The sequence below is a fragment of the Pseudomonas sp. 39004 genome, from assembly GCF_028682155.1.
GTDB lineage: Bacteria > Pseudomonadota > Gammaproteobacteria > Pseudomonadales > Pseudomonadaceae > Aquipseudomonas > Aquipseudomonas capeferrum.
Genome location: NZ_JANIAG010000059.1, coordinates 1 through 23,074, shown reverse-complemented (window position 1 = coordinate 23,074; position 23,074 = coordinate 1). Strand labels below are relative to the sequence as shown.

Annotated in this window: 16 protein-coding genes; 3 read left to right on the top strand and 13 right to left on the bottom strand. The window is 57.5% G+C overall.

Going from position 1 to position 23,074, the window contains the following annotated elements:
• Positions 1 to 64: 64 nt before the first annotated feature.
• The 11 genes from NP534_RS12700 to wecB all read right to left on the bottom strand — a co-directional run bounded on the left by NP534_RS12700 (position 65) and on the right by wecB (position 18,807).
• Complete coding sequence (locus NP534_RS12700) at positions 65 to 1,159, bottom strand: DUF6270 domain-containing protein (RefSeq protein WP_274098921.1); 1,095 nt, start codon at positions 1,157 to 1,159, stop codon at positions 65 to 67.
• A 245-nt stretch (positions 1,160 to 1,404) separates the two neighbouring features.
• Positions 1,405 to 2,382, bottom strand: coding sequence for a D-glucuronyl C5-epimerase family protein (locus NP534_RS12695; protein WP_274098915.1), 978 nt, complete (start codon positions 2,380 to 2,382; stop codon positions 1,405 to 1,407).
• 235 nt (positions 2,383 to 2,617) lie between these two features.
• Positions 2,618 to 3,001: a hypothetical protein gene (locus NP534_RS12690; RefSeq protein ID WP_186659330.1), complete on the bottom strand. Its 384-nt coding sequence runs from the start codon at positions 2,999 to 3,001 to the stop codon at positions 2,618 to 2,620.
• Positions 3,002 to 3,073: 72 nt separating this feature from the next.
• Positions 3,074 to 4,300 carry a glycosyltransferase family 4 protein gene (locus NP534_RS12685; RefSeq protein ID WP_033700675.1) on the bottom strand — a complete coding sequence of 409 codons (1,227 nt, stop codon included), beginning with the start codon at positions 4,298 to 4,300 and terminating at the stop codon, positions 3,074 to 3,076.
• Between the two features lie 7 nt (positions 4,301 to 4,307).
• Positions 4,308 to 5,543: a glycosyltransferase family 4 protein gene (locus NP534_RS12680; protein ID WP_274098914.1), complete on the bottom strand. Its 1,236-nt coding sequence runs from the start codon at positions 5,541 to 5,543 to the stop codon at positions 4,308 to 4,310.
• Positions 5,540 to 7,276: a hypothetical protein gene (locus tag NP534_RS12675; RefSeq protein WP_274098913.1), complete on the bottom strand. Its 1,737-nt coding sequence runs from the start codon at positions 7,274 to 7,276 to the stop codon at positions 5,540 to 5,542. Before NP534_RS12675 ends, NP534_RS12680 begins: the two co-directional genes overlap by 4 nt.
• 42 nt (positions 7,277 to 7,318) lie before the next feature.
• Positions 7,319 to 7,732 (bottom strand): hypothetical protein, encoded by a 414-nt coding sequence (locus NP534_RS12670; RefSeq protein ID WP_274098912.1) that lies wholly within the window; start codon positions 7,730 to 7,732, stop codon positions 7,319 to 7,321.
• Positions 7,733 to 7,744: 12 nt separating this feature from the next.
• Positions 7,745 to 9,544, bottom strand: coding sequence for a glycosyltransferase (locus tag NP534_RS12665; protein ID WP_274098911.1), 1,800 nt, complete (start codon positions 9,542 to 9,544; stop codon positions 7,745 to 7,747).
• Between the two features lie 8 nt (positions 9,545 to 9,552).
• Positions 9,553 to 16,392 (bottom strand): methyltransferase domain-containing protein, encoded by a 6,840-nt coding sequence (locus NP534_RS12660; RefSeq protein WP_274098910.1) that lies wholly within the window; start codon positions 16,390 to 16,392, stop codon positions 9,553 to 9,555.
• Positions 16,393 to 16,405: 13 nt separating this feature from the next.
• Positions 16,406 to 17,668 (bottom strand): UDP-N-acetyl-D-mannosamine dehydrogenase, encoded by a 1,263-nt coding sequence (wecC, locus tag NP534_RS12655; protein ID WP_274098909.1) that lies wholly within the window; start codon positions 17,666 to 17,668, stop codon positions 16,406 to 16,408.
• The gene (gene wecB / locus NP534_RS12650; protein ID WP_274098908.1) at positions 17,665 to 18,807 is read right to left on the bottom strand and encodes a non-hydrolyzing UDP-N-acetylglucosamine 2-epimerase; all 1,143 of its coding nucleotides are present in this window, start codon (positions 18,805 to 18,807) and stop codon (positions 17,665 to 17,667) included. Before wecB ends, wecC begins: the two co-directional genes overlap by 4 nt.
• Positions 18,808 to 19,494: 687 nt before the next feature.
• Between wecB and NP534_RS12645 the strand changes: the two genes are divergently transcribed.
• Positions 19,495 to 19,827 carry a ComEA family DNA-binding protein gene (locus tag NP534_RS12645; RefSeq protein ID WP_274098920.1) on the top strand — a complete coding sequence of 111 codons (333 nt, stop codon included), beginning with the start codon at positions 19,495 to 19,497 and terminating at the stop codon, positions 19,825 to 19,827.
• A 78-nt stretch (positions 19,828 to 19,905) separates the two neighbouring features.
• On the opposite strand, the gene NP534_RS12640 is transcribed toward NP534_RS12645, so the two are convergent.
• Complete coding sequence (locus NP534_RS12640) at positions 19,906 to 20,073, bottom strand: DUF2897 family protein (protein ID WP_077068581.1); 168 nt, start codon at positions 20,071 to 20,073, stop codon at positions 19,906 to 19,908.
• Positions 20,074 to 20,255: 182 nt separating this feature from the next.
• On the opposite strand from NP534_RS12640, the gene pyrF reads away from it, so the two are divergent.
• The gene (pyrF, locus tag NP534_RS12635; RefSeq protein ID WP_033700668.1) at positions 20,256 to 20,957 is read left to right on the top strand and encodes an orotidine-5'-phosphate decarboxylase; all 702 of its coding nucleotides are present in this window, start codon (positions 20,256 to 20,258) and stop codon (positions 20,955 to 20,957) included.
• Positions 20,958 to 21,092: 135 nt separating this feature from the next.
• Here the strand turns inward: pyrF and NP534_RS12630 are convergent, their stop codons facing one another.
• A complete protein-coding gene (locus tag NP534_RS12630; RefSeq protein ID WP_274098907.1) occupies positions 21,093 to 22,094 on the bottom strand; it encodes an NADP-dependent oxidoreductase in 1,002 nt (333 codons plus the stop codon).
• Positions 22,095 to 22,277: 183 nt separating this feature from the next.
• On the opposite strand from NP534_RS12630, the gene NP534_RS12625 reads away from it, so the two are divergent.
• Positions 22,278 to 23,039: an SDR family oxidoreductase gene (locus NP534_RS12625; RefSeq protein ID WP_258714506.1), complete on the top strand. Its 762-nt coding sequence runs from the start codon at positions 22,278 to 22,280 to the stop codon at positions 23,037 to 23,039.
• Positions 23,040 to 23,074: the final 35 nt, after the last annotated feature.

Sequence of the window (23,074 nt, the reverse complement as noted above, 5' to 3'; positions counted from 1 at the left end):
TGGTCGCTCTAAGGGCGGCCACTGCTTGAAAGTCAGATATCAGCTTTGGGTTTGCCTTACCTGGTTAACGTGTCAGGCAACTGACGCTTCGTTTACTGGAAGTTTGTTGATCTTGCGGGTCCTTGTAAAATGCCACCACTACGAGTTCGCCAGGTGTATCAGGGATAGGGAATCGTGCGCGGGGTGACGGCTCGTACCAGCGTACATCATGGCGAACGCCATCAATCAGCAAATAGAAAGCGAAGTTGCCATTTTCATAGATCTTGCCGTCCATGACCAATGAGCAATGCGCGAAAATTTCACTTTCTGTTCTGTAAGCCGCCACCGTGATTTTGGCGCCGTCGGACACCAGGGGGGCTTTGCCTGACGCGTCGTTGATCGCGGGGTTATCACCACCAATCGACTTTTGCTTGGAGGTTAACTGCGAGAGCGCTTCTTTGTAATAGCCCTCACAATAATGGAAGGGCGATGCGCCCCAGCGATGAGACTCATCGGCGGTTAGAAGTTCGGGCGGAAAGGTGAGGAATTGGTTGTCTTCCAGCTGGCTATGAAGCGCAGCATACATCCATTCCAGCTCCTGGTTGGCATTGTTTACTGCAGTAAGGGTAACCGGGAAGTTTGAATCGCTCGGTGTTTCAAACTGGGAAGCCCAGTAGACTTTATTGACAAGTACGCTGTCCAGCTTGTTGTGCTGCTTCAGCAGCTCAATAAACTTTTGCATGCCTTCAAGCCACAGCGCTCTGCGTTCTTCAGTGCCTTGCTGAATTAATCGAAACCCTTGTATGTCGCTGTCAGCCAGCAGGCCGCTTTCGGTAAGCTCGCTTGAGTGGGTGATGACTTGGCCTGTCGGCAGGGCGACGAGGTCGAACCGCTCGTCAATCAAGTCGATCAATATGATGTCGGCGCTGGACAGTCGTTCAGGCTGGAGGATCAGCTCTTTGGAAAAGTCATACCCGACCATGCGTCGCCGGAAAGCTGAGGGTATACGGTCTAATGCCGCATCATTGGCATAGGGCGAACTCGACAGTGAGGCCATTGAAGACCTGGCAAAGTAATCGGTTAACTTAAAGACCCGGCTATGCTCTAAGTTGAATATATCTCTGGATACACAGCTACCGTAAATCAGTAAGTTCTTGATCACTGTTCCTGTCAGCCTCATGTGGTGATATTTAACACAGCAATGCATAAACTGGCATGCGTACGTGTCGGACAATCCATTATCCCTAGGCTCCAGTAGGAATGCAACGCAGTCGCGCTCCCGGGCTGGAGTACATGCGTACTCTTCACGAGCATTCAGTTAACGGTCGGGGTGTCCCGCGATGAGGGGGTTCGAGATGGGGGGGGAACCCAATGACGCGCCTTTGGCCTCGCTTGGGTTCCTGCTGCACTGCACGTCGCTATCGATCACATCGATTTGAGCGGGGAGTACAATTCGCGTGCAGTTGCTCTTCCCGCGGCATAAACTTCTTTTTCGCGGTCCTTGATTGACTCACGGTAGAATTTATCAAAAGCCTGATACGTGAGTTTTAGTTGCTCATCATCCGTGGCTTCGGACAGTTGCTTGGCAAGATGGACTGCTCTCGCTTGCCCGTAATCCGGAAGCTGTGGGGCTTCAATCGAGTAGGAAAAAAACTGATTATCTAAAAGCTGGCTGCCCAGATTTTTCGACATTGTTAAAAGGGCTTGTTCGATGGTTTCATCGACAAAGCCCATATTTGTCAGTTTTCTGAATTTTAGCAGTGCAATCAAGGCGCCGATGTGGCCGTTATAAATCCGGAAGCGCATGGTGCCGTCCGGCTGGGTTTCAGTGCCTAACTTTTTGAAATGCTCTGCGTCTGTCTCCAGGGGGGTGAAGACATATTCGTAAAGCCAGAGGTCGCCACGTGAGTCTTTCTCGGATAACTTGAGCTTGGTGTCGTTGGATGTTATCGTCGAAATGAGCTTCAATGCTTTGTTTAAATGTTTCTCATCATGGGTGGCTTCAAATATGCGCATGTAGCCGTAGGCGGTGTACGCATTCATGAAGGCGCCATAGAAAGGTCTTTTCATGGTGGCCCAATACATTGGGAATGAAAAGTCGTTTCTGATGTAGTTGTGATTGCCCAGTGTGTCAGTGTAGATAGAGGCCGCCAGGTCCAGGTAGTCGATCTGGTCGAGTATTACTTTTGACGGGCCCTGAACCTTGCAGGTGCTCGCCAATGCACAGGCATTAATAGCGAAGGCGAAAGGGTTGAAGGGTTGATTGAAATCAGCCACGTACTGCTCTGGCCATGGCCTGTATAGGTCAAGGTGATGCTTGGGTTTCCACTTGCCGCCTTGTGGGCCCGTTCCCATGGCTCTGTCGAACCAGTCGGTAGTGAGCGCTTCGTAGTTAATGTGCATAGGTAGCCTAGCCTGAGTGTGGGGCGGTGACAGATTGATTATTATTGATGTGCTGGGTGCTGATTGTGTGAGGATTGATCTATCGGTTATGCAGGTATAAGTCTGTTGAGGGGCACAGACCCAGAGTGGGGCGCCGAGCGCAATGCAGGTCAGTGATTGATACTAAAAGATATTCCCACTGCGAGTGCTCAGCAGTGGGAATATTCGTCTTTCGATGCGCGGGTGCCGGAGCAGCTTATTGCTGCTTTTCTTGCCAGTAGATGCTCACCAGTGCTGGGTTTTTATCATTGATCAAAACACCAATGGTTGGAGAGTTTTTCTTCATGTAGTGTACTTTAACTGCCGCGGATTCAGCGTTTGGCTGCTCGGCAGCAACATACCCCAATGCGCGGAAGCGCTCGTCGACTTTGGCCTTGGTTTCAGCTTGAGCCAGGTTGTACTGGATTTCGAAAGTCTTGAAAGTACCGTTTTCGATAGGTTTGGTAACATTTTTTGTCATGTTACCTTCGAGCGTCAGCTTTTCGCCGGAAGGAAGTTGGATGTCAGTCCCTTTTTCTTCATTGCAGCCGCCCAAAGCGAGTAGGCAGGACAAAACCGCGACGTAGGTGATTTTTTTCATGTTAAGCGTTAGACCTTGGGTTTGTTAATGTAAATTTAAACTCTGAATTCTAGCAAACTTGTCGACCCTTGACTATTCAGTTTGCTCGAACTCCGAATGCTTGGGTGATGTGGTCAGCAAGTCGAAGGCCATCCTCCTTTTGATAGCTGTTCGCGAGTATTTTTGTATGAAATCATTTCGAGCTGTGGGGCCCAGTTCCAGGCTCCTGAATGATCTGATAGCGGCTTCGAGATCACAGGGGCTGAATACCGCCGTATTGTGAATGCGTCTGCTTGCAAATCGACCTGGGTACCCGGACAAACCTGCCAAAATAGGTTTCTGAGTTGCTGCGTACTCGAACAGCTTGGAGGGCAATACTCGACGGAACGCCTTCATGTCATTCAAGTGCAAGAACAGTACATCGGCTTCACGGTAAAGCTTCAATAAAGAGTCACGCTTCATCGGGGGCGCGAGATAGACGTTTGTCACCTGCTCGCGAGCCAGTGCTTTCTTCAAACGCTCGATGGCCCCGCCAGATCCGATCAGATGAAAGTCGGCTTCATCCTCGAGGTGCTTGGCCAGTTGCGGGACAATGAGGTGCAGGCCTTGCCCGGTACCAATATTGCCTGCGTACACAATTTTCAATCGGCGCGGTAGTGCAGGCAGGTATTGCGTGACGACCGGTGCCGGCGGCAACGGCGGCGGCGTGAGGAAGAGCTCATCGATCCCGTTGGTATGCAAGGTGAATACCTTGTCGGGGTAGCGCTTGTTAAAATAGGGCGTAAACCCAGGTGAAATAAGATTAACTTTGTCAGCCTGTCGGATCGTGCTAGCTTCAATGGATGAAAAGACAACAGAAGCTAGTTTGCCGAGGGTAGGTGGCAGTACCCCTTGCAAGGTGTCGACAAAAATATCTCGAATGTCCAGATACAGCTTGGTACCTGTTTTTCGGGAGATGTAAGCGCCCAGCGAGGCTGTCATCAAGCGCGAAGAGGTGGCAAAGATCAGGTCGTACTGTTTGCTGTTGGCTACTTTGCATACTTGGTAGGCAAACGAGCCGAATGAAAACGCCTGGTCAATGAAACCACTTTTATGGGCAGGCACCGCCAGTCGCCGTACGGTCAGGCTCGGCGACTGCTCAAAGCTTGAGGCCGTGGTCTTGAAGGTATGGTACCGATTGGGCTGTGTGGTAACGACATCGATTTCCACATGGTCGCCGACATTATCCAAGAGTGCTTTTACCAATGCCTCGGCACGGAAGGAGCCTGCCGACAGGTCCGGCGGGTAGTAAAAACTCAAAAAGAGAATGCGTGTCTTCACGGCCGGGTTACCTGGTGTGAGCGTGGGTGAGCAGCACCCGCTCGTAGAGATCAACTAAACACTTTTCCTGGCTTTCCCAATTCAAGTTTTGCGCGGTCTTCCTGGCGTTGCTGGCGAACCGTGCGCGCAGCGCGGGGTCTTCCAGCAACTGAATGATTGTGCGGCTGAGGGCTTGCTCGTTATTGGCCGGTACCAGCAGGCCGATGTCATTGCTTCTGACAATCCTGCGGATTTCAGGGAAGTCAGTGGCAATCACCGGTAGCCCGGCGATTACATACTCGAAGAGTTTGTTCGAATCCGTGGTGTAATGATTGAGGCAGGTGTTTTCGATAGGCTGCACACCCACGTCGGCAGAGGCCGTATAGCTTGGCAGTTCGGCCAGGGCCACCGTTGGAATGAAATGCACTTTGTGCTGCAGGTTCAGTTCTTGCGCCAACTGCGTGAGCGGTTGGGTCAACCGGCCGCCGCCGATCAGCACAAAGTAACAATCAGGCACGTGCTGCGCCGTGCGGACCAGTTTTTCCAGCCCGCGGCCTTGCTGTAAACCACCTTGATAAAGAACGATCGGCCACGGCTCGACCAGGCCGAGCTCTTCTCGAATGCGGTTCGAGGGTGGGCTTTCAATCAGCCTGGGTCGGTTTTGTAGAACCAATGGCCGCTCCACGCCATAGGCGCGAGCAAAGTACTTGGCCCGTGCGTCGGTTGTGGTGATCGTGCCATTTGCCGAGGGCATCAGCTGTTTTTCTACAAACCCGACGACCTTCCGCAGGCTCTTGTAGCCTTCTCGGCTGGTACTGATTTCGTGTGCGTCGTACACCAGCCTGGCGCGTGACAATTTTGCTGCCAGCCAGGCGGTGGGCAGGGTATTGACGTCATGCGAGTGCACGACCGTCGCCCGGTACTCAAGCATCTTGAACAGCAGCGCGAGGTGCGTCCACCCGCGTGATACAGCTCTTAGAACAAGCAATTTCAGGCTTGGCTTCACCGGCGCGGACTGCTGAGACTCGCCACCGGCTTTCACCGCAGGCTGCTGGTTCTTCTTACGCAGTTTCCAAAGCGGCGAGCGGGCCACTCGAACAACTTCTATGCCATCGTCGAGCACTGCCTGCTGTTGGGTGACGCCTGGCGTGTGCAGTGCGAACACGCGAACTTGATAACCGGCCCGTTGCAGCGTTTGAGCTTCCTTCATCACGCGCGCGTCGTTGAGGAATTCATTCCATACAATCATCGAGACTTTCGTCATTGCGTCGCGCCCTCTACAGCTGTGGGTGTATCAAAAATCTCTATGCAGCTGACGATGTCAGGTGTCAATGCAAGGGCTGCCGAATAGTCTTTACGCACAATATGTCTTTCCAGCATGTACATCAGTGCAGCCAGCCAGACCTTTTGCTGCTCGGCGTTAGCAAGTGCCGGGCGCTGGTCGCTGGAGCCGAGCGTTTCGAAAAGCGCATCTTTTTGCGCGATTGGCCAACTGCAGCCAATCGCTTCAATGCGCCAGTTGCTCCAGTGGCTGAGGACAAAGCCGGAGGAGGGGGACGCCAGTAGTGTGTTGTTGGTGACATCCAGGGGCACGATCTGGCGAGGAAGCTCGGCCAGTTGCCGGGTAATGCACGGCAAGGTGTTGATGATGCGCTCGACACGTTGAGTGTCGTCATCATTGATACAGGCCAGACGGAGCGAGCTGATCGTGGCTTCATCAAGACGTTGTTCGAGGTACAAGCGCGTGCGCGTGAATTGGGCAATCAGCTCTGCAGCGGGCTCCAGCAGTATCAGCCTCTTTGCCACGCCAAGTATGCCTTCGCCAATCTGCCGGCCGGCCAGCTTGTCAGACGCTTCAAATCGATAGACATGGCAATCTATGTCACTGACCTTGTAATGACCCACAAAGGGCAAGACTGGCAAGCCGCGTTGCGTCGTCAGCAGCGCCCGTTCCTGCAGCGCCGAGGATGAGATGTTGTTGCCAAACACTTTGACCAGCAGGCTGTGCTCAACGGCGTCATCGGCAAACTGCAGGGTGAAGGCGTAGATATCGGTAAAGCCCACCTGATGCCATTGCATCTGATAGCTGTCGACCGCCTCAGCATTCAGTTTTTGAAGCAGCTCGCGCACCCATTTGTCTCTGTTTTCTGCCTGCAGGATATAATCCAAGCCATTGCTTTGCGGGCGCAGTTCGATGAGCGGCTGAGACTGATAAAACAGCGCATTGACCTGCCGATGCTGAATGCGCAGGCCGATAATGTCCAGCATCATGCTCGACAGCCTCTGCAAGCCTTGGCGCATGATCAGAACGGCGATGACGGCGTTGAAAATCTTGGTGTGCTGGAAATACAGGAAGTCAGTCACCAGGACGAAGAAACTCAGCAGGAATCCTGTTGCCGCCAAGGCATTAAGAATAGGGCTGTAGTGCTGGTGGAAGCTATCGCGAATGCGCTTGCTGTGGTTGTAGGCCAGCACGCAAACGGTCGATGCTACGGCCAGATACGCGAAAATCGCCAGCAGCAGGCTCGGGTATACAAAGGCAAGCGCCACCGTGCTCAAGCCAAAAAAAGCCCCCCCTGCCATCGCTCGGTTGAAGCGAGAGTAGGCGTTGGTGGCAATTTTTTCCTGGTTCTCGAACAAATTGAGCTTGGACGTGCGAGCGAGGAGGGTCTGGGTGCCTTTACGGCACAGCAGTGCGGTCGCCAGTTCCGCCAGCAGATAGGCGATATAGGAAAGGGCCGCCGCTGCCGTCAGTGCATAGATCAAATGATCCTTCTCGAGCGTATGCAGGATCGAAGGAAAATAGGCAGGGGTTTTGTCTGAGCCTAGAAGAATGATGACTTTAAGAGGCAGGAAGAAAGCCAGCAAAAGAAATATCTGGCTCGCCAAGGTGCTGATTTGCACCAGGCCGGTAATGATCGGCACCACCTTGACGAATTTCACGCCCAGGGAAATACACCAGCCGATGGTGGCTTTTATCTGCTGCTGGAGTTTCATGCTAACGCGAAACCGAATAAGCAAATGTGAGATGGGCGTACATTATTTTTCCTGCCAATAAATATTGGCGAGGGTCTCATGCCCACCTTCCTTGGCGCGCGTTACAAAAATGGCGCCGATCGGTGGCAGGGACTTTTTGTAATACTGCACTTTGAACTGGGTAGCATCATTGCTGATGATCTTGCGCGTGTAGCCGTTATTTTTCAGCACAGCGTAGACGTCGTTTTCAGCGATCTTGTCAACGCCGGCATAGACGAATTCGTGCATGCTCACGAACCCCGCGCCATTCGGTTTCTTGTGCGATTTCTGATGTGTGCCCCTGAGCAGCACATAGGTAGCGTCACTCAGGCGCAGGGTGTTGGCCGATTTTTCCGCTGGCATCACCTCGCCTGTCGGTTGTTGATCGCAACCGGCCAACATCGTCAGGAGTGCAATAAGGAAGAGGTACGGTTTCATGATCTGATCACTTCAATTGATGATCCGCGCCAGCAATTGTTTGGCGAGGGTTCTGTAATAGGTGCCGTGGTAGTAATACGGGCAAAACGCCCATTTGTGCTCGTTTTTTGAGACGTGCTGCACCATCTTTGCAAATACTTGTTTGGCGATGGTTCTGTAGTACGGGCTGTCATAGTGATACGGGCAATAGGCCCAGCGAGGCGCCCCCCCTGCAATCAAGCCAGCGTCCTTGCCGCCGATTCTCTCGACTGGGATCGTCGAGTTCTCCAGGCCTTCCAGCATCGGGTCAATGATTGCATTGTTGAGGTCGATGAGGTTCTCGAAGGTGCTCCCGGCGAAGCTTGCAACGGTTTCCTTGCTCTTGTACTGGCTCGCCCAGTTGGCCTGGTGCACGAAAATGTTCGGGCACAGGCTAGCCAGGCGCTCAAGGAACATGGGCAGCGCCCAGGTGCGCAATTGCTTGGCTTCCTCACTCCAGGGGGCCTGCAACTTGAACTCGATACCGCAACGCGACAGTGTTTTGAGCATGAGCGGGCTGGCCGAAACGATGGAACTTCCAAACGTTGCGATGCCGATGCTTTCGTCAAAGAAATCGACAATGACGATGTCGGGCCGAGCTTGCTCAAGCTGTTTCCAGTGGTCTTTGGAGGCGTCCCACTGAACACGTTTAGCCTCGGCGTCTTCGGTATCGACCTTGAACCGGGCATCGAGGCAGGGCGGTGCCATGTAAGAGATAACCGACGATTGAGACATGTAAAAACACACCTCGAAGCGTTCGAGGGCTTCTTGTTGAAACGTGAACAAATTGTGCGAAGCACTTGAACCGAGAATGGCAACGCGAATCTTCCCTGCATTCGCTTTCACGGGGTTCGGGCGCGAGGCCTTCACTTCAAGGCGAGCTTTTTGCGACAGGAGTTTGTTCAATACTTCTTGGTCGGCACCAAAGACGTTCTGTTGTTCAGCCTTGATTTGCTGACGGACGGTATTTAGCTTCTCAAGGTATTTGTGCGGCATGCCCAGCGGAGACTCTCGCAGCAGCTGGGTCAGGTATTCAAGCTGGGCAGTCTGTAGGCCGAACCGCGCAAACAGCGCCGGATCGAACCCTTTCACGCACGCGGGCGAGCTGAGTATGCGTGCGCGCGCGCCAAAGAAGTACGAATCGCTGAGCGGGTGCTTGGTATACAGATAAAGCGGTTCCGCTCTGCTCAGATGAATGTGCTCGGCGGAAATCCGATGCTGTTCCAGCGTCGAGACGACAAGGTGGTGCGCATACTGAGTAATGGAGTGCGACTTGGGGCCTGCTGTCTTGTCCACCAGGGTCAGTGCAAGTGCCAGCGTGTCGTATTCGACCGGGCGATAGCACTCATCCGAAGGCAGGAATTCGATACCGTTTTTCAGCGATATCAGCAGCACCTCCGAGATGTTGTGCTCGGAGGTGGCCTCGGCCTGGATCAGGTCGATGACGTGCTCATCAATGCAGTCGTCATCATCCATGCGCGAAGTTACCAGGACCGCCTCGTCAACGTCCTTGATCAGGCGCAGGATTTCGCGACTGACCATAGAATAGTCGCTGACCCGAAGCGTGCGCGCATTCAGGCCAGAACCACGCAGCAACGTCTCCAGTCGCGTCCGGTGCAGTGTCGGCAGTGCTTCATCAACGAAGATGATCCATTCGAAACCCTGATTGCTCTGGTTGGCCAAAGACGGGAGGGCAGTATTGCTAAAGACCTCCAGCCTGTAGGACAGCCACAGTTCATCCTTGATGCCGATACCAAAATTGGTAAAAACGAAATGCTTCAAAGCGGGTTTCATCATCGTCTTCAATGATTCTGAATCACAGCAACTTCCCGCTCGGCCATCTTGACGCTGGCGCTCTGCTCGCGAACACGCTTGGCTGCAGCTTTGGACTTCACGACGAAGGTGCTGCCATTGAGGTACATGTCCTCGATCGCTTTCGCCAGTTGCTCGTGGCTTTCGGGCTCGACCACGTAGCCGGATTGGTTGTCGACGAACTCGGGTACTGCCGCGACGGCGGTAGTCACAGGTACCAGGCCTGACGACATGGCCTCATCACGGGATACGCCTTGGGTGTCCATGCGGCTCGGGCACAGGAAAATGCCGTAGTCCTTGTGGGTTTGCGCGATCTCCGTGTGGTTGAGGAAGCCCTGCTGGATTTTCACGTTGGCGTAGCTGCGTAGCGGAGCCAGCGTTTCTTCAAACAGAGGGCCGTCACCGATCAGGCAGAACTCCATGTCATTGAACCAGGGCTTGCTCGTCAGGCTCTGGATTGCCTTGACAGTCAGGTCGTTGGCGTAGGTCTTCGAGGTGTAAGGACGAATCGAGAGCACCTTCTTGCGCTGCTCGGCCGACTTTTCCCGATGGTCGAACAAGTCGGTGTTGATCGGGTTGTGAATGATCTCGTACTGAGCTTCCGGCAGGCGGAACCCGAGGTCTTCCATGACTTCTTCGGCGAAGTAGCGCGACACGAACACCAGCTTGAGGTTCGGGTGCATGGGTTGCAGCAGCCCACGCCAGAAGGTCATGCGTTTTTCGCTGGCGAGCTTGCCCAGGTGCAGTTGTTCGTCGGTCGCGAAGTTGAACTCACGACGCCACCAAGGCTGAATATCCGCGCCGTGTACCCAGACAGTGATGCGTGTGCTGTTCAGGAATGGACGCAGCACATTCCACATCTGCTCGTCGAGGAAATGCACGAGGATCGATTTGTAGCGATTCTTCTCGAGCATCTTCGTCAAGGTCGATGTGCAACCTGTGACTACATCGATGTTCTGGAACTCGTGGTAGCTCACGGTCTCATTGGGGCGCAAACGGAACACGTCTACATCGATACCGTGTTCCTGGTAGGCCGTTACCCGGGTGTGCACGAACTTGTTGCGGTACAAGTCGGAGTAGGTCGGGTAGTGATTGGTCAGCAGCAGGTGCTCGCCACGGCCCATCATTTCAGAGGGCTGCAGGTTGCGATGCCCCAGCACCAGTGCTTTCAGGTCGGTGCTGCCCGCCGCGTAGGCGCGCAGGCCAAAACGCACGAACACAGCTTCTGGCGGAACATCGGCGGTCTGGTTGCGGTTCGGATACTGCATGACGTGGCTGATGCGCTGTTTGTCGGCATCCAGGAACAGCACGACCAACTGCAGGTTCAAGCCGGGTGTGCAGTCGAGGAACAGCTTCAGGCGGCCCCCTTCGCAACCCAGTTCATCCACACGGACTTCCTGTTGGGCGTAGATGTATTCGTGCTTGCCGTCCGCGAGCTTGGAGTGCACGCGCCAGTTATCGCCGTCGACGATCAGGTCCACGAACTTGTTGCGAATGACGCCAAACATGTCGGCCAAACCGCGGCCAGTGATCTCAGGCGCATCGTGGCTGACCTGCAGCGGCGCGATCGACTGTGCCCGGGCTTGCAGCTGATCGATGGTCATGCCCAGGTTCAGCTCGAGGTCGTTGACCTTGGTACTGACTGCCTCGTGTTGTGCCGCGCCGTTCTCGCAGTAGTTGAACGGATCAATGGCCAACCCTTGAGCGTGGGTGTACTGCAGTGATGGCAGGTTCTTCAGCCAGCTGCGCAGGGGTTGGGCGGCGACGATCTCGGTTGCTACCAGCGAACGGCGGGCGGCAAGTGTTTGCGTCGGGCGGTAGGCCTGTTCGTTGGACAGCAGTTCGGCTTGCTGGCCTTTGCAGGTGAAGTGTGCAGCTTTACCAATCACCTGGGCACGGCTGTAGCGGGTTGCCAGTGCCAGGTCGAGCAGGTAGTTGGGGCCGTAGTAGTCGCCAGGCACGAAGGCGGCAACCCAAGGGGTATTGCCGACCAGCTCACCGAGAGAAGTCTTCTTCAGTTGGGCAGGCTTGAGCACCAGGATTCGCGGGTCGTCAGTCACGATGCTGCTCTGGTAGGCATCGCTGATGATGACCATGCGCACCTGGCTGTAGGTCTGACGGTTCAGGTGAGCGCGCAGCATGTCGAATTGCTGGCGATCCTGAGCCTCACAGACAACCACGATCTCCGGCAGGCGCTGGGCCTTCGAGGTGCCGGTGACCTTGCTCATCACGTATTCCAGACGCTGGGTATAGGTGTGCTCCTGCATCACTTTACGCAGGGCAGCCAGCCTCAGCTTGTCGCTGTTCAGCGGGTCTTCTGCCAGCAGCTGCAGGCGACGGAGCATCTCTTCGCCATTGTCGGTGGTGACGACCAGGTCGCCGAACAGCAGGCGCACACCGCGCGAGAAGTTGCTCACGGTCAGGGTGTTGCAGCCGAGCAGTTCGAAGACACGTCGGGCAAACATCGATTGCGACTGTTTGATCGAGTTGAGGTTGATCGCGTAGCGGTAACCTTTGTATGCCGTGTCGATTTTCTCGAAGGGCAGGGTGCCGACAATGTACGGTTGGTATTCCTCGGGGAACTGATAGTTGACATCGTTCTTGCCGAAGTTACGGTCGAAGATTTCCAGTGGGCGGAACTTCGGCAGCTCGGTGACGAAGTTGCCCAGGTCGCGGGTGCGCTCAGGGTAACGGGCGTAGTAGGCACCGGCGAAGCAGAAGGCATCCTTGCGTTCGTACAGTTCGATCGGGTTGTGCAGCGCAGGCTGGCAAGCGAACGGCAGCAGGTAGACGCGGTCGTGACCGAGTGCGCCCTTGTAGCGGTGGATGCAGTCGATATCGGTGGTGAACACGTGGTCGAACTGCTTGGCCGTGGTCAGGAAGGTCTCGAAGTGGACCGGGTCTTCCTTGTTCCAGAAGACGGTCGGCACTTTGTTCTGACGGCACCAGGCGAGAATGTCTTGCAGCTCCTGGCCGTTGTGGCCGACCTTGCTGCCCCACAGGTCATCCTTGCCGCGCCAGGCGGACTCGATGAACAGCAGTTCTGGGCCGAAGCCTTCGATTTCCACTTTCCAGTTGGCTGGCGTGAGTGGCATCAGGTCGCATTCGTAGCGGTACGAGCCGAAGGTGAACTCATCCATCACGCACGCCACTTTCAGGCGGCTGACGGGCTGGTCGGCTTGGCGCAGCAGGGTAGTGCGGCTCTGCTCGCTGGTTGCCAGGGCAGCTGGCAGCTTGAGGTAGTTCTCGTCCTGCACCACAGGTGGCGGCGGCAGCAGTGCCTTGAGCGGTTCGTTGGCCAGCAGTTTCTGCTCGTTTTGCTGGCGTTGCTGGTTGGCCTTGCGGTACAGCCGCAGCAGGCGCACCGGCAACTTGACCAGGCCGCCCAGGGAGCTGGCGCTGTTCTTGATCTGGTAGCCGAGCTGGTAGGTCATGCTGGAACGCGTCTTGACCAGGCGCTGTTCAGCCAGGTGGCGCTGGGTGTTGGCTCGGCCCAGGTTCTCGTTGAGCTCGTCGATCTTGCGTTGCTGAGCTGAGCTGCGTTCCAGCAGCTGATTGAGGCTGGCCTTCAACTGTGGAATCTGTTCGCCGGTGACGGCGCGGTACTTCATGTTTGCCGCGCCAAGGCCTGCCTTGGACGAGTTGAGTTCGGCTTCCAGTTGCTGGCGCAGACCCTGCCATTGTTCGTTGGTGGCGGCGAGACTGGCTTCGGCAGCTTGACGGCTGACGCTTTCCAGCTGGAGTTGCTCTTCGAGCATGTCCTTGGCTTGATTCAGCGACGCAATGGTCTCTGCCAGCGAGGCCCGGGCTTCTTCGGACTGGGTGTTGGCGAGGGTCAGCGCCTGCAAGCGGTCTTCCAGCACGGCGCGCTGTTCAACCAAAGCATTGATGGAGTTGACTTGTGCTGCATGCTCGCGCTGGCTTTGTGCCTGAACGTCGTTCATCACCTGCAACTGGACTTCCAGCTCAGTCTGACGGTTCTGCAATGCGGTAATCGTGTTCGCGTGTACGGCATTGGCCTGCTGGCTCTGAACCTGCAGTTCGTTCATGGTCTGGCGCTGATCGGCCAGCTCTGTTTCCAGTTCAGCTTGACGGGCTTTCAACAGAGCGATGGTCTCAGCCTGAGCAGCATCGGCCCGTTGGGTTTGGGCCTGCAATTCGTTCATATACTCCAACTCGCTTTCAAGTTCGGCTTCCAGTTCCGCTTGGCGCATGCGCAGCGTAGTGATCGTGTCGTCTTTCTCGGCAATATCCTGATTGCTTTGCGTTTGCAGACGGGTCATTGCCTGACTCTGGTTTTCCAGCTCGGTTTCCAGTGCTGCCTGGTGTGCTCGCAAGGCAGTAATGTTTTCCATGTGAGCTGTATTGGCCTGACGGGTTCTTTCCTGTAGCTCGGCAGCCTCCAGCAGCTGGTTTTCCAGCTGTTCATGGCTCGACTGCAGCGCTGCAATGGTGTCGAGGTGCATTGCGTTGGCCTGATTGGCCTGGTCCTGCAGTTCGGCGGCCTGTTGCAGTTGGCTTTCGAGGTCGGCATGGCCCGACTGCAAGGCTGCAATGGTGTCGAGATGAGCTGCGTTGGCCTGATTGGCCTGGTCCTGCAGTTCGGCGGCCTGTTGCAGCTGGCTTTCAAGCTCGGCATGGCCCGACTGCAAGGCTGCAATGGTGTCGAGGTGGGCAGCGTTGGCCAGGTTGGTCTCGCCCTGCAGCTCGGCTGCCTGTTGCAGCTGGGCTTGCAGGTCGGCATGGCCAGACTGCAATGCAGCGATGGTGTCGAGGTGGGCGGCTTCCTGCTCTTGAGCCTGAGTTTGGTACTCGCTCATGGCTTGCGCCTGGTCTTCAAGCTTGGCCTGGACTGCCGCTTGATGTGCGCGCAACGCCGTAATGGTATCTATGTGCTCGACGTTGGTCTGTTGTGCCTGCGCCAACAGGTCGTTCGACTGTTGCCGTTGGTTTTCCAGCTCGGCTTCCAGTGCCGTCTGGTGGGCGCGCAAGTCGGTGATGGTGGCAACGTGGCCCTCGTTGACCTGCTGTGCCTCGGCCAGTTGTCCGGCTACCGAGCGGAACTGGTTTTCCAGGTCACTGTGCTGCTCACGAAGCGCGCTGATGCTATCGCCCAAGGCAGCGTTTTCTCGCTGGTCCTCGGCGCGCAGTGCAGACATCTGCTCGAGCTGGGCTGCGAGCGCATCGTGCTCCGCCCTCAATGTTTCGAGCCTTGCGGCCTTTTGCGCTGCCCGCTCTTCAGCGGCAGTTCGCTGCTGGGCCGTCGCCTGCAGTTGCTCTTCGATGGATTGATGCAGCTGCTGCAGCGATCCCAGCGCTGCTTCCCGCTGGCTGAGTTCCGAGCTGAGCTGGCTGATGTGCCCGGCTTGTGCATCGGTACTTTGCTGGGCCTCTTGCAACTGAGCCTGAGTGCTTTGCAGTTGCGCTTCCAGGGCCCGTTGCTGCTCTGCGGAGGTGGCCAGGTTGTCATGCAGTGCGCTATTGCTTTGAGCCAGCTGAGCGAGTTCGTCGCTTGCTTCGCTCAATTGCTTGCGCGCGTCTTCATGCTGGCTCAGCAGCGTGTCATAGCGTTGCTCGGCGTCTGCAAGGCTTTGTACGCTGGCTTCTTCGAGCGCCGCGAACTGTTGCTCCAGAAGGGCGTACTGCTGCGCAGCCGTAATGCACTTCTGGTTTGCCTCGGTCAGTTGCGTTTTGAAGGCGTCGAGTTCTTCGCTCAGTTGTTGAACGTTGCGAACGCTGGCTTCAAGGGACTCCCGGCTCGACTGCTCAAGCGAGGCGATATCCGCTTCACGTTCCTTGAGCTGACGGGAGAGCGCCTCGGCTTTTTGCGCTTCGGGTTTGAGCAGGGCTAGCTGTTCGGTCGCTACGCGATACTTCCTGTTCGCTTCTTCCAGCCGCTGTTTGATTTCCTCAAGCTCCTGGACCCGCTGGGCCTTGGCATCGAGGATTTCACGGTTGGATTTCTGCAGGGTTGCAATGTCCGCGTCGCGCGTTTGCAACTGCTTGGACAATGCCTCGGCCTTCTGGGCCTCAGGCTTGAGCTGGGCGATCTGCTCGGTGGCGCCGCGATACTTCTTGTTCGCTTCTTCCAGGCGTTTGCTGATCGCGCCGATGTTCTCGCGCAGGGTGCGCTCGATGGACTCAAACGCCTTTTCCAGCTCACGTACGCGCTCGACCGTCAGCGAGTCGATGATGCCGGGTTTATGCGTTTCGCTTTTAACGGCGACAATGCCCAGCCACTTGCCCAGCATCTTGATCTCGATGATCTGCAAGTGCTCGGCCAGCAGCCGGAAAGGTTCCATCAGGTAGAACGTGTGCTTGTGGTCAATGAAGTCATTGACCCCGAACGGCACGGTGATCACCAGGCGGCCACCCTGCTTGAGCAGTTCGTTGGCCTTTTCGACGAACAGCTCCGGGCGGACCAGGTGTTCGAGTACTTCGCTGATGACGACGGTGTCGGGTTCGACCTCGAGCGTGTCCAGCGCGAGGAAGTCAGAATTGATATACGTGACGTTTTGCTGGATGTGGGCCGGCTCGGTCGACAGGTAACCCTTGGCCTCTTCGATGGCCTGCGGGCTGGTGTCCACACCGGTGACCTGGCAGCCTTCACGTGCCAGCAGCAGGGGCACGATGCCCTGCGAGCAGCCGACATCCAGGATCCGGCGCCCTTTGACCTGGGCGCAGATCCAGTGGATGCGGGCTTGGGTTTCCCGCATGAACTGATCACCCAGCTTGCCGTAATAGGCTTCCATCACACGGTCATGAATATCGGCCAAAGGTGACGGCAGCTCATTGTTCACGGTAGGTTTCTCAAGCGTGGTGTTGTTCATGCGGACTGTTCCATCAACCCTGGGTAACGCCTGCGGCGTCGATCACGAATGCAGCATCGCGGACGGTGAAAGTGCCGCGGAATTCACGGTGCTTGACCAGCAGTACGTGGATGTCGGCGCTGTCCTGGGCGAAGTCGAAGTCCACGTGCTCGTGGCGCGCCAGGCGCTGCGGCAGGGCTTCGATGTTCGGCTCGACCAGTTGCAGGGTGGCTTCCAGCTCGTTGCCCAGGCGCTCGGCAATGCTCAGGGCCGGGCTTTCGCGCAGGTCGTCGATGTCGGCTTTGAAGGCCAGGCCGTAGCAGGCGATCTTGACTTGCTGGGCCGATTTGCCCGGGTTCTTGATGAGGAAGTTGGCCAGGGCCATCTTGACCTTGTCGATCACCCACTCAGGCTTGCTGTCGTTGACCACACGGGCGGTACGGATCAGGCGCGCCTGCTCTGGGGTCTGGCTGACGATGAACCATGGGTCGACGGCGATGCAGTGGCCGCCTACGCCTGGGCCAGGCTGCAGGATGTTGACGCGCGGGTGGTGGTTGGCCAGGCGGATCAGTTCCCAGACGTCGATGTCCAGCTTGTCGCAGATGATCGACAGTTCGTTGGCGAACGCGATGTTCACGTCACGGAAGCTGTTTTCGGTCAGCTTGCACATTTCGGCGGTGCGGGCGTTGGTGACGATGCACTCGCCTTCGACGAAGGTGCGGTACAGGCGTACGGCAGCGTCCGAGCACTTCTTGGTCATGCCGCCGATGATCCGGTCGTTTTCGACCAGCTCACGCAGTACGTGGCCTGGCAGGACGCGCTCAGGGCAGTGGGCGATGCGGATGTCGGAGTCTTCACCGTGGGTCTGCGGGAAGCTCAGGTCCGGGCGCGCCTGGGCCAGCCAAAAGGCCATCTGCTCGGTGGCGCCGACCGGAGAGGTCGATTCCAGAATGACCAGGTCGCCCTTTTTCAGTACTGGAGCGATGGCTTTGCTGGCGGACTCGATGTAGCTCAGGTCCGGCTCGTGGTCGTCCATGAACGGCGTCGGCACGGCGATCAGGAAGGCGTCGGCAGCTTCCGGAACGGTGGAGGCACGCAGGAAACCTTCGGTCACGGCGGCGTGAACGACCATGTCCAGCTCAGGCTCGACGATGTGGATTTCGCCGCGGTTGATGGTGTCGACCGCGTGCTGGTTGACGTCGATGCCGATGACCTGCTTCTTGCGGGCGGCGAAAACGGCGGCAGTTGGCAGGCCGATATAGCCCAGACCTACGACTGAAATCTTGTTGAAGCTCATGCTGCGTCCTTGGAGTTAGAGAATACGGAAAGGGCATCGAGGATTCGCGCGCACGCTTTTCCGTCGCCGTAGGGGTTGTGGGCCACGCTCATCTCGCGATAGGTCGCTTCATCGGTGAGCAGTTGCACCAGGTGTTGCTGGATCGAGTCGACGTCGGTGCCAACCAGTTTGACGGTGCCAGCTGCGACCGCTTCCGGGCGCTCGGTGGTGTCACGCATGACCAGTACCGGTTTGCCGAGGGCAGGGGCTTCTTCCTGGATGCCACCGGAGTCGGTGAGGATCAGGTACGAGCGGCTCATCAGGTAGACGAACGGCAGGTAGTCGAGCGGCTCGATCAGGTGGATGTTGCTGACCCCGGCCAGCAGGCGGTTCACCGGCTCGCGCACGTTGGGGTTGAGGTGCACCGGGTACACCACGTCCACATCCGGGAACTGGCGGGCGGTCTGCACCAGCGCCTGGCAGATGCGCTCGAAGCCATCGCCGAAGTTTTCGCGGCGGTGGCCGGTGACCAGCACCATGCGGCGGTTGGCGTCGAGGAAGTCGAACTGGCTTTCGAAGTGGCTCTTCAGCGCTGGGCTTTCCAGCTTGCGTACCACTTCCAGCAGCGCATCGATCACGGTGTTGCCGGTGGTGTAGATGGTCGCGGCGTCGGTGCCTTCCTTGAGCAGGTTGTCACGCGAGGTCGAGGTCGGCGCGAAGTGCAGCGCTGCCAGCGTGCCGGTCAGGCGACGGTTGCCCTCTTCAGGCCACGGCGAATACAGGTTGTTGGTGCGCAGGCCAGCTTCGACGTGGGCGATCGGAATTTGCTGGTAGTAGGCCGCCAGGCTGGTCGCCAGGGTCGTTGCGGTGTCGCCGTGGACCAGTACCACGTCCGGCTTGAACTCGGCCAGTACGGGCTTGAGGCCCTGCAGGATGGCCGTGGTCACGTCTGTCAGGTCCTGGCCTGGCTTCATGATGTTCAGGTCGTAATCGGGCGTGATCTCGAACAGCTCCAGTACCTGGTCAAGCATCTGGCGGTGCTGGCCAGTAACGCAGACACGGGACTCGAAACGGTCGTCCTGGGCAAGGTTGAGGGCCAGAGGTGCCATTTTGATGGCTTCTGGGCGGGTGCCAAATACGATGAGGGTCTTGAGGGACACGGCGACGGTCTTCTTTGTGTTGAGTGAAGGCGGTTGTTACTGGGCTAGGGCTGTGAAACTCAGGGGTTATGCAAGTCGGCCGGGGGGGTTGGCCTGGCTGGCACCGCGTACGAGGAAGCGAGCGGTTCCAGTGGGGGGTGTGAAAAAAAATTCATCTTGCTCGGATCCTTCAAGCACAGCGGTTGTCCAATGGCCGCAAATTTATCACTTAGTCATCAGAATGACATCCCGTCTGGCACGTTTTTTTCCCCTGATTCAGGGAAAATGCTTATTGACATCGAAATATTGGATCCGATTTTTATCGGAGCGATCAACAAAAACGATTGTTTGATGTTATTCAGGCATCATGCCAATAGAGACGATGTAACGAGAGTTTGCGACGAGCGGGCGGGGGCCGTATCCGGCAAGGCTTGTAGGAAAAGCAACAGCGTTTGGTCTGAATGAAACGCAGGTTAAACGGGAATTCACCTAAACGCCATCGTCTATCTCAACTAGTTCATGAAGTTAGCGCGAAACATGGCATTGCGCCATTATTTTTGGGGGCGTGAAGTTGGTTTTCTTGCTGTTCGATTCGGTAACGATTCGCTGGCGTGAGTGCCTGTTGCGAAATCAGGCGAACCGCTAGGGTTGATTGCGCAGCCACAGGAAAGCGGCTGTTCGACTAGACCAACCCAAGGAATATTCATGATGCGTAATACCGTACTGTCCTACCTGCTGCTGCCGCTGTTCGCCAGCCTGTCCTTTACCCTCAGCGCCGCTCCCGCGACTACCACTGCGGTACCAGACCCAGTGCCAGTGGTCAGCCAGGTGGCGGCGCAGCCGTTGCGGGTGGATCTGAACAAGGCTGATGCCGCTACCCTGCAAAAAGAGCTCAACGGGATTGGCAAGGCCAAGGCTGAAGCCATCGTTGCCTATCGGGAGGCCAATGGTCCGTTCGCCTCGGTGGATGAGCTTTTGGAAATCAGGGGTGTCGGTAGCGCGTTGTTGGAGCGTAATCGCGACAAGGTGATAGTGGAGTAAGCGAAGGGGGCTTGCCCTGCTTAATTGCGGGGCAAGCAAGGTGCTCCCGCCAGGGGAGGGCTGGGGCTGGCAACAGGGCTAGCGGTCCTGCGAATCCTTGGCATCCGCCTCGGCATTGCGCTCGTGCACCTTGCGCAGCTGGTCGTCTGTCAGCGGCAGTTTTTTCGCTGTATCTCGCAGCATCATCAAGCCACCGACAATCGAGCCGAGGGCTAAGATGAGTATCAGCCAGGCATACCAGGGCATTGTCGTTCTCCTTTGATCGTCAGTGGGCGGCGCTTGTACGAATGTTGAGCAATTGCCGGATCCTTTGGTTCAATTATAGAAGCCGTGCACCGCAGGGCCAATTCCGTGACCCGCGGCCCCCAAAGCCTGCGCCACTTCGTTTACAATGCGCGCCGTTTTCGACTTGCCAAGAGACCCTGACCATGTCCGCCTGCCAGACGCCCCTGATCGTCGCCCTCGATTTCCCTACCCGTGAGGCCGCTCTGAAGCTGGCTGACCAGCTCGACCCTGCGCTGTGCCGGGTAAAGGTGGGCAAGGAACTGTTCACCAGCAGTGCCTCCGGCATCGTCGAGACCCTATGTGCCAAGGGCTTCGAAGTGTTTCTCGACCTCAAGTTCCACGATATCCCCAACACCACGGCAATGGCGGTCAAGGCCGCCGCCGAGATGGGTGTGTGGATGGTCAACGTACATTGCTCCGGTGGCCTGCGCATGATGTCGGCTTGCCGTGAAGAGTTGGCCAAGCGCAGTGGCCCGCAGCCATTGCTGATTGGCGTGACCGTGCTGACCAGCATGGAGCGTGAAGACCTGGCCGGTATCGGCCTGGATGTTGACCCGCAGGAGCAGGTACTGCGCCTGGCGGCGCTGGCCGAGAAGGCGGGTATGGACGGCCTGGTGTGCTCGGCGCTGGAAGCACCGGCACTGAAGGCTGCACACCCGCTGCTGCAACTGGTGACCCCGGGCATCCGCCCGGCCGGCAGCGCCCAGGATGATCAGCGCCGTATCCTCACCCCGCGTCAGGCACTGGATGCAGGTTCGGACTATTTGGTGATTGGCCGGCCGATCAGCCAGGCGGCGGACCCGGCGCAGGCGCTGGCTGCGGTGGTGGCGGAGATTCGAGGGTAAACGCCCGCGTTAATAAAAAAGGCCGACACGAGCGTGTTGGCCTTTTTCATTTCCGGCTGATGCCGAGAGTGCTGGGGCTGCTGCGCAGCCCTTTACGACCGGTCCGGCGCCCCGGCAAGGCCGCGCCTACAGGGGTTAGATCTTCAACACCAGCTTGCCAAAATTCTCCCCGCTGAACAGCTTCAGCAGTGTCTCTGGGAAGGTTTCCAGCCCTTCCACCACATCTTCCTTGCTTTTCACCTTGCCACTGGCCAGCCAGCCGGCGATCTCCTGCGCGGCCTTTCCATAGTCCTTGGCATGGTCGAACACCACAAAGCCTTCCATGCGTGCACGGTTCACCAGCAGCGACAGGTAGTTGGCCGGGCCTTTGACGGCTTCCTTGTTGTTGTACTGGCTGATGGCGCCACAGATGACGATGCGGGCCTTGAGGTTGATGCGGGTGAGCACGGCGTCGAGGATCTCGCCACCGACGTTGTCGAAGTAAACGTCTACGCCTTTGGGGCATTCGCGTTTGAGGCCGGCGAGTACGTCTTCGGCCTTGTAGTCGATGACACCATCGAAGCCCAGTTCGTCCTTGAGGTATTGGCATTTTTCGGCGCCACCGGCGATGCCGACCACGTGGCAGCCTTTGAGCTTGGCGATCTGCCCGACGATGCTGCCTACCGCACCGGCGGCGCCCGAGATGACCACGGTGTCACCAGCCTTGGGCTGGCCGACTTCGAGCAGGGCGAAGTAGGCGGTCATGCCGGTCATGCCCAGGGCCGAGAGGTAGCGGGGCAGGGGCGCGAGGTTGGGGTCGATCTTGTGCAGGCCTTGGGGCTCGCCGGTGAAGTAGTCCTGTACGCCGAGCGCGCCGCTGACGTGGTCGCCGGGCTTGTAGTCGGGGTGGTTCGAGGCCACCACTTCGCCGACGCCGAGGGCGCGCATTACCTGGCCGAGGCCCACTGGGGGAATGTAGGACTTGCCTTCGTTCATCCAGCCGCGCATGGCGGGGTCGAGGGACAGGTACAGGTTGTGCACCAGGACCTGGCCTTCGCCGGGCTGTTCGGCGGGCACTTGCTCGAAGCTGAAATCGTCACGGCGCACGGCGCCGACGGGGCGTTTGGCGAGCAGGAAGCGGCGGTTGGTCTGGGTCATGTCGGGTCCTTGTGGGCAGTGAAGGGTGAAGTGCATTCAATCTACCTTGCTGATGCAGCCAGGTGGGTAACATCACTGGTAAGCATGGTAGACCAACCGTTGGCCTGATGATGCTGCCCAGCTTGGCTGGGCGCTGACTATGCTTGGCTGCGATATCACAAATGGCCGCGTCAGGAGCAAACGATGAGCATGACCTTTTCCGGCCAGGTAGCCCTGGTCACCGGCGGCGCTGCGGGTATTGGCCGGGCGACGGCGTTGGCTTTTGCCCGTGAAGGCTTGAAAGTGGTGGTGGCCGACCTCGACCCGGTCGGCGGCGAAGCCACGGTGGGCCTGATCCACGATGCGGGCGGCGATGCGATGTTCATCGCCTGCGACGTGACCCGGGAGGCCGATGTGCGCCAGCTGCATGAACGGCTGATAGCCGCCTATGGCCGGCTGGACTACGCCTACAACAATGCCGGCATCGAGATCGAGCAGGGCCGTTTGGCTGAGGGTAGCGAGGCGCAGTTCGACGCCATCATGGGCGTCAACGTCAAGGGTGTGTGGCTGTGCATGAAGTACCAGCTGCCGCTGCTGCTGGCCCAGGGCGGTGGGGCGATCGTCAATACCGCATCGGTGGCAGGGTTGGGCGCGGCGCCGAAGATGAGCATCTACAGTGCGTCAAAGCACGCGGTGATCGGCTTGACCAAGTCGGCGGCCATCGAATACGCCAAGAAAGGCATCCGGGTGAACGCGGTGTGCCCGGCGGTGATCGACACCGACATGTTCCGCCGTGCGTATGAGGCGGACCCGCGCAAGGCAGAGTTCGCAGCGGCGATGCACCCGGTGGGGCGCATCGGCAAGGTCGAGGAAGTTGCCAGTGCGGTGCTGTACCTGTGTAGCGATGGCGCGGCTTTCACCACCGGGCATAGCCTGACTGTGGACGGCGGAGCAACGGCGATCTGACTTGCGGTGTGTGTGTAGGAGCGGCCTTGCGTCGC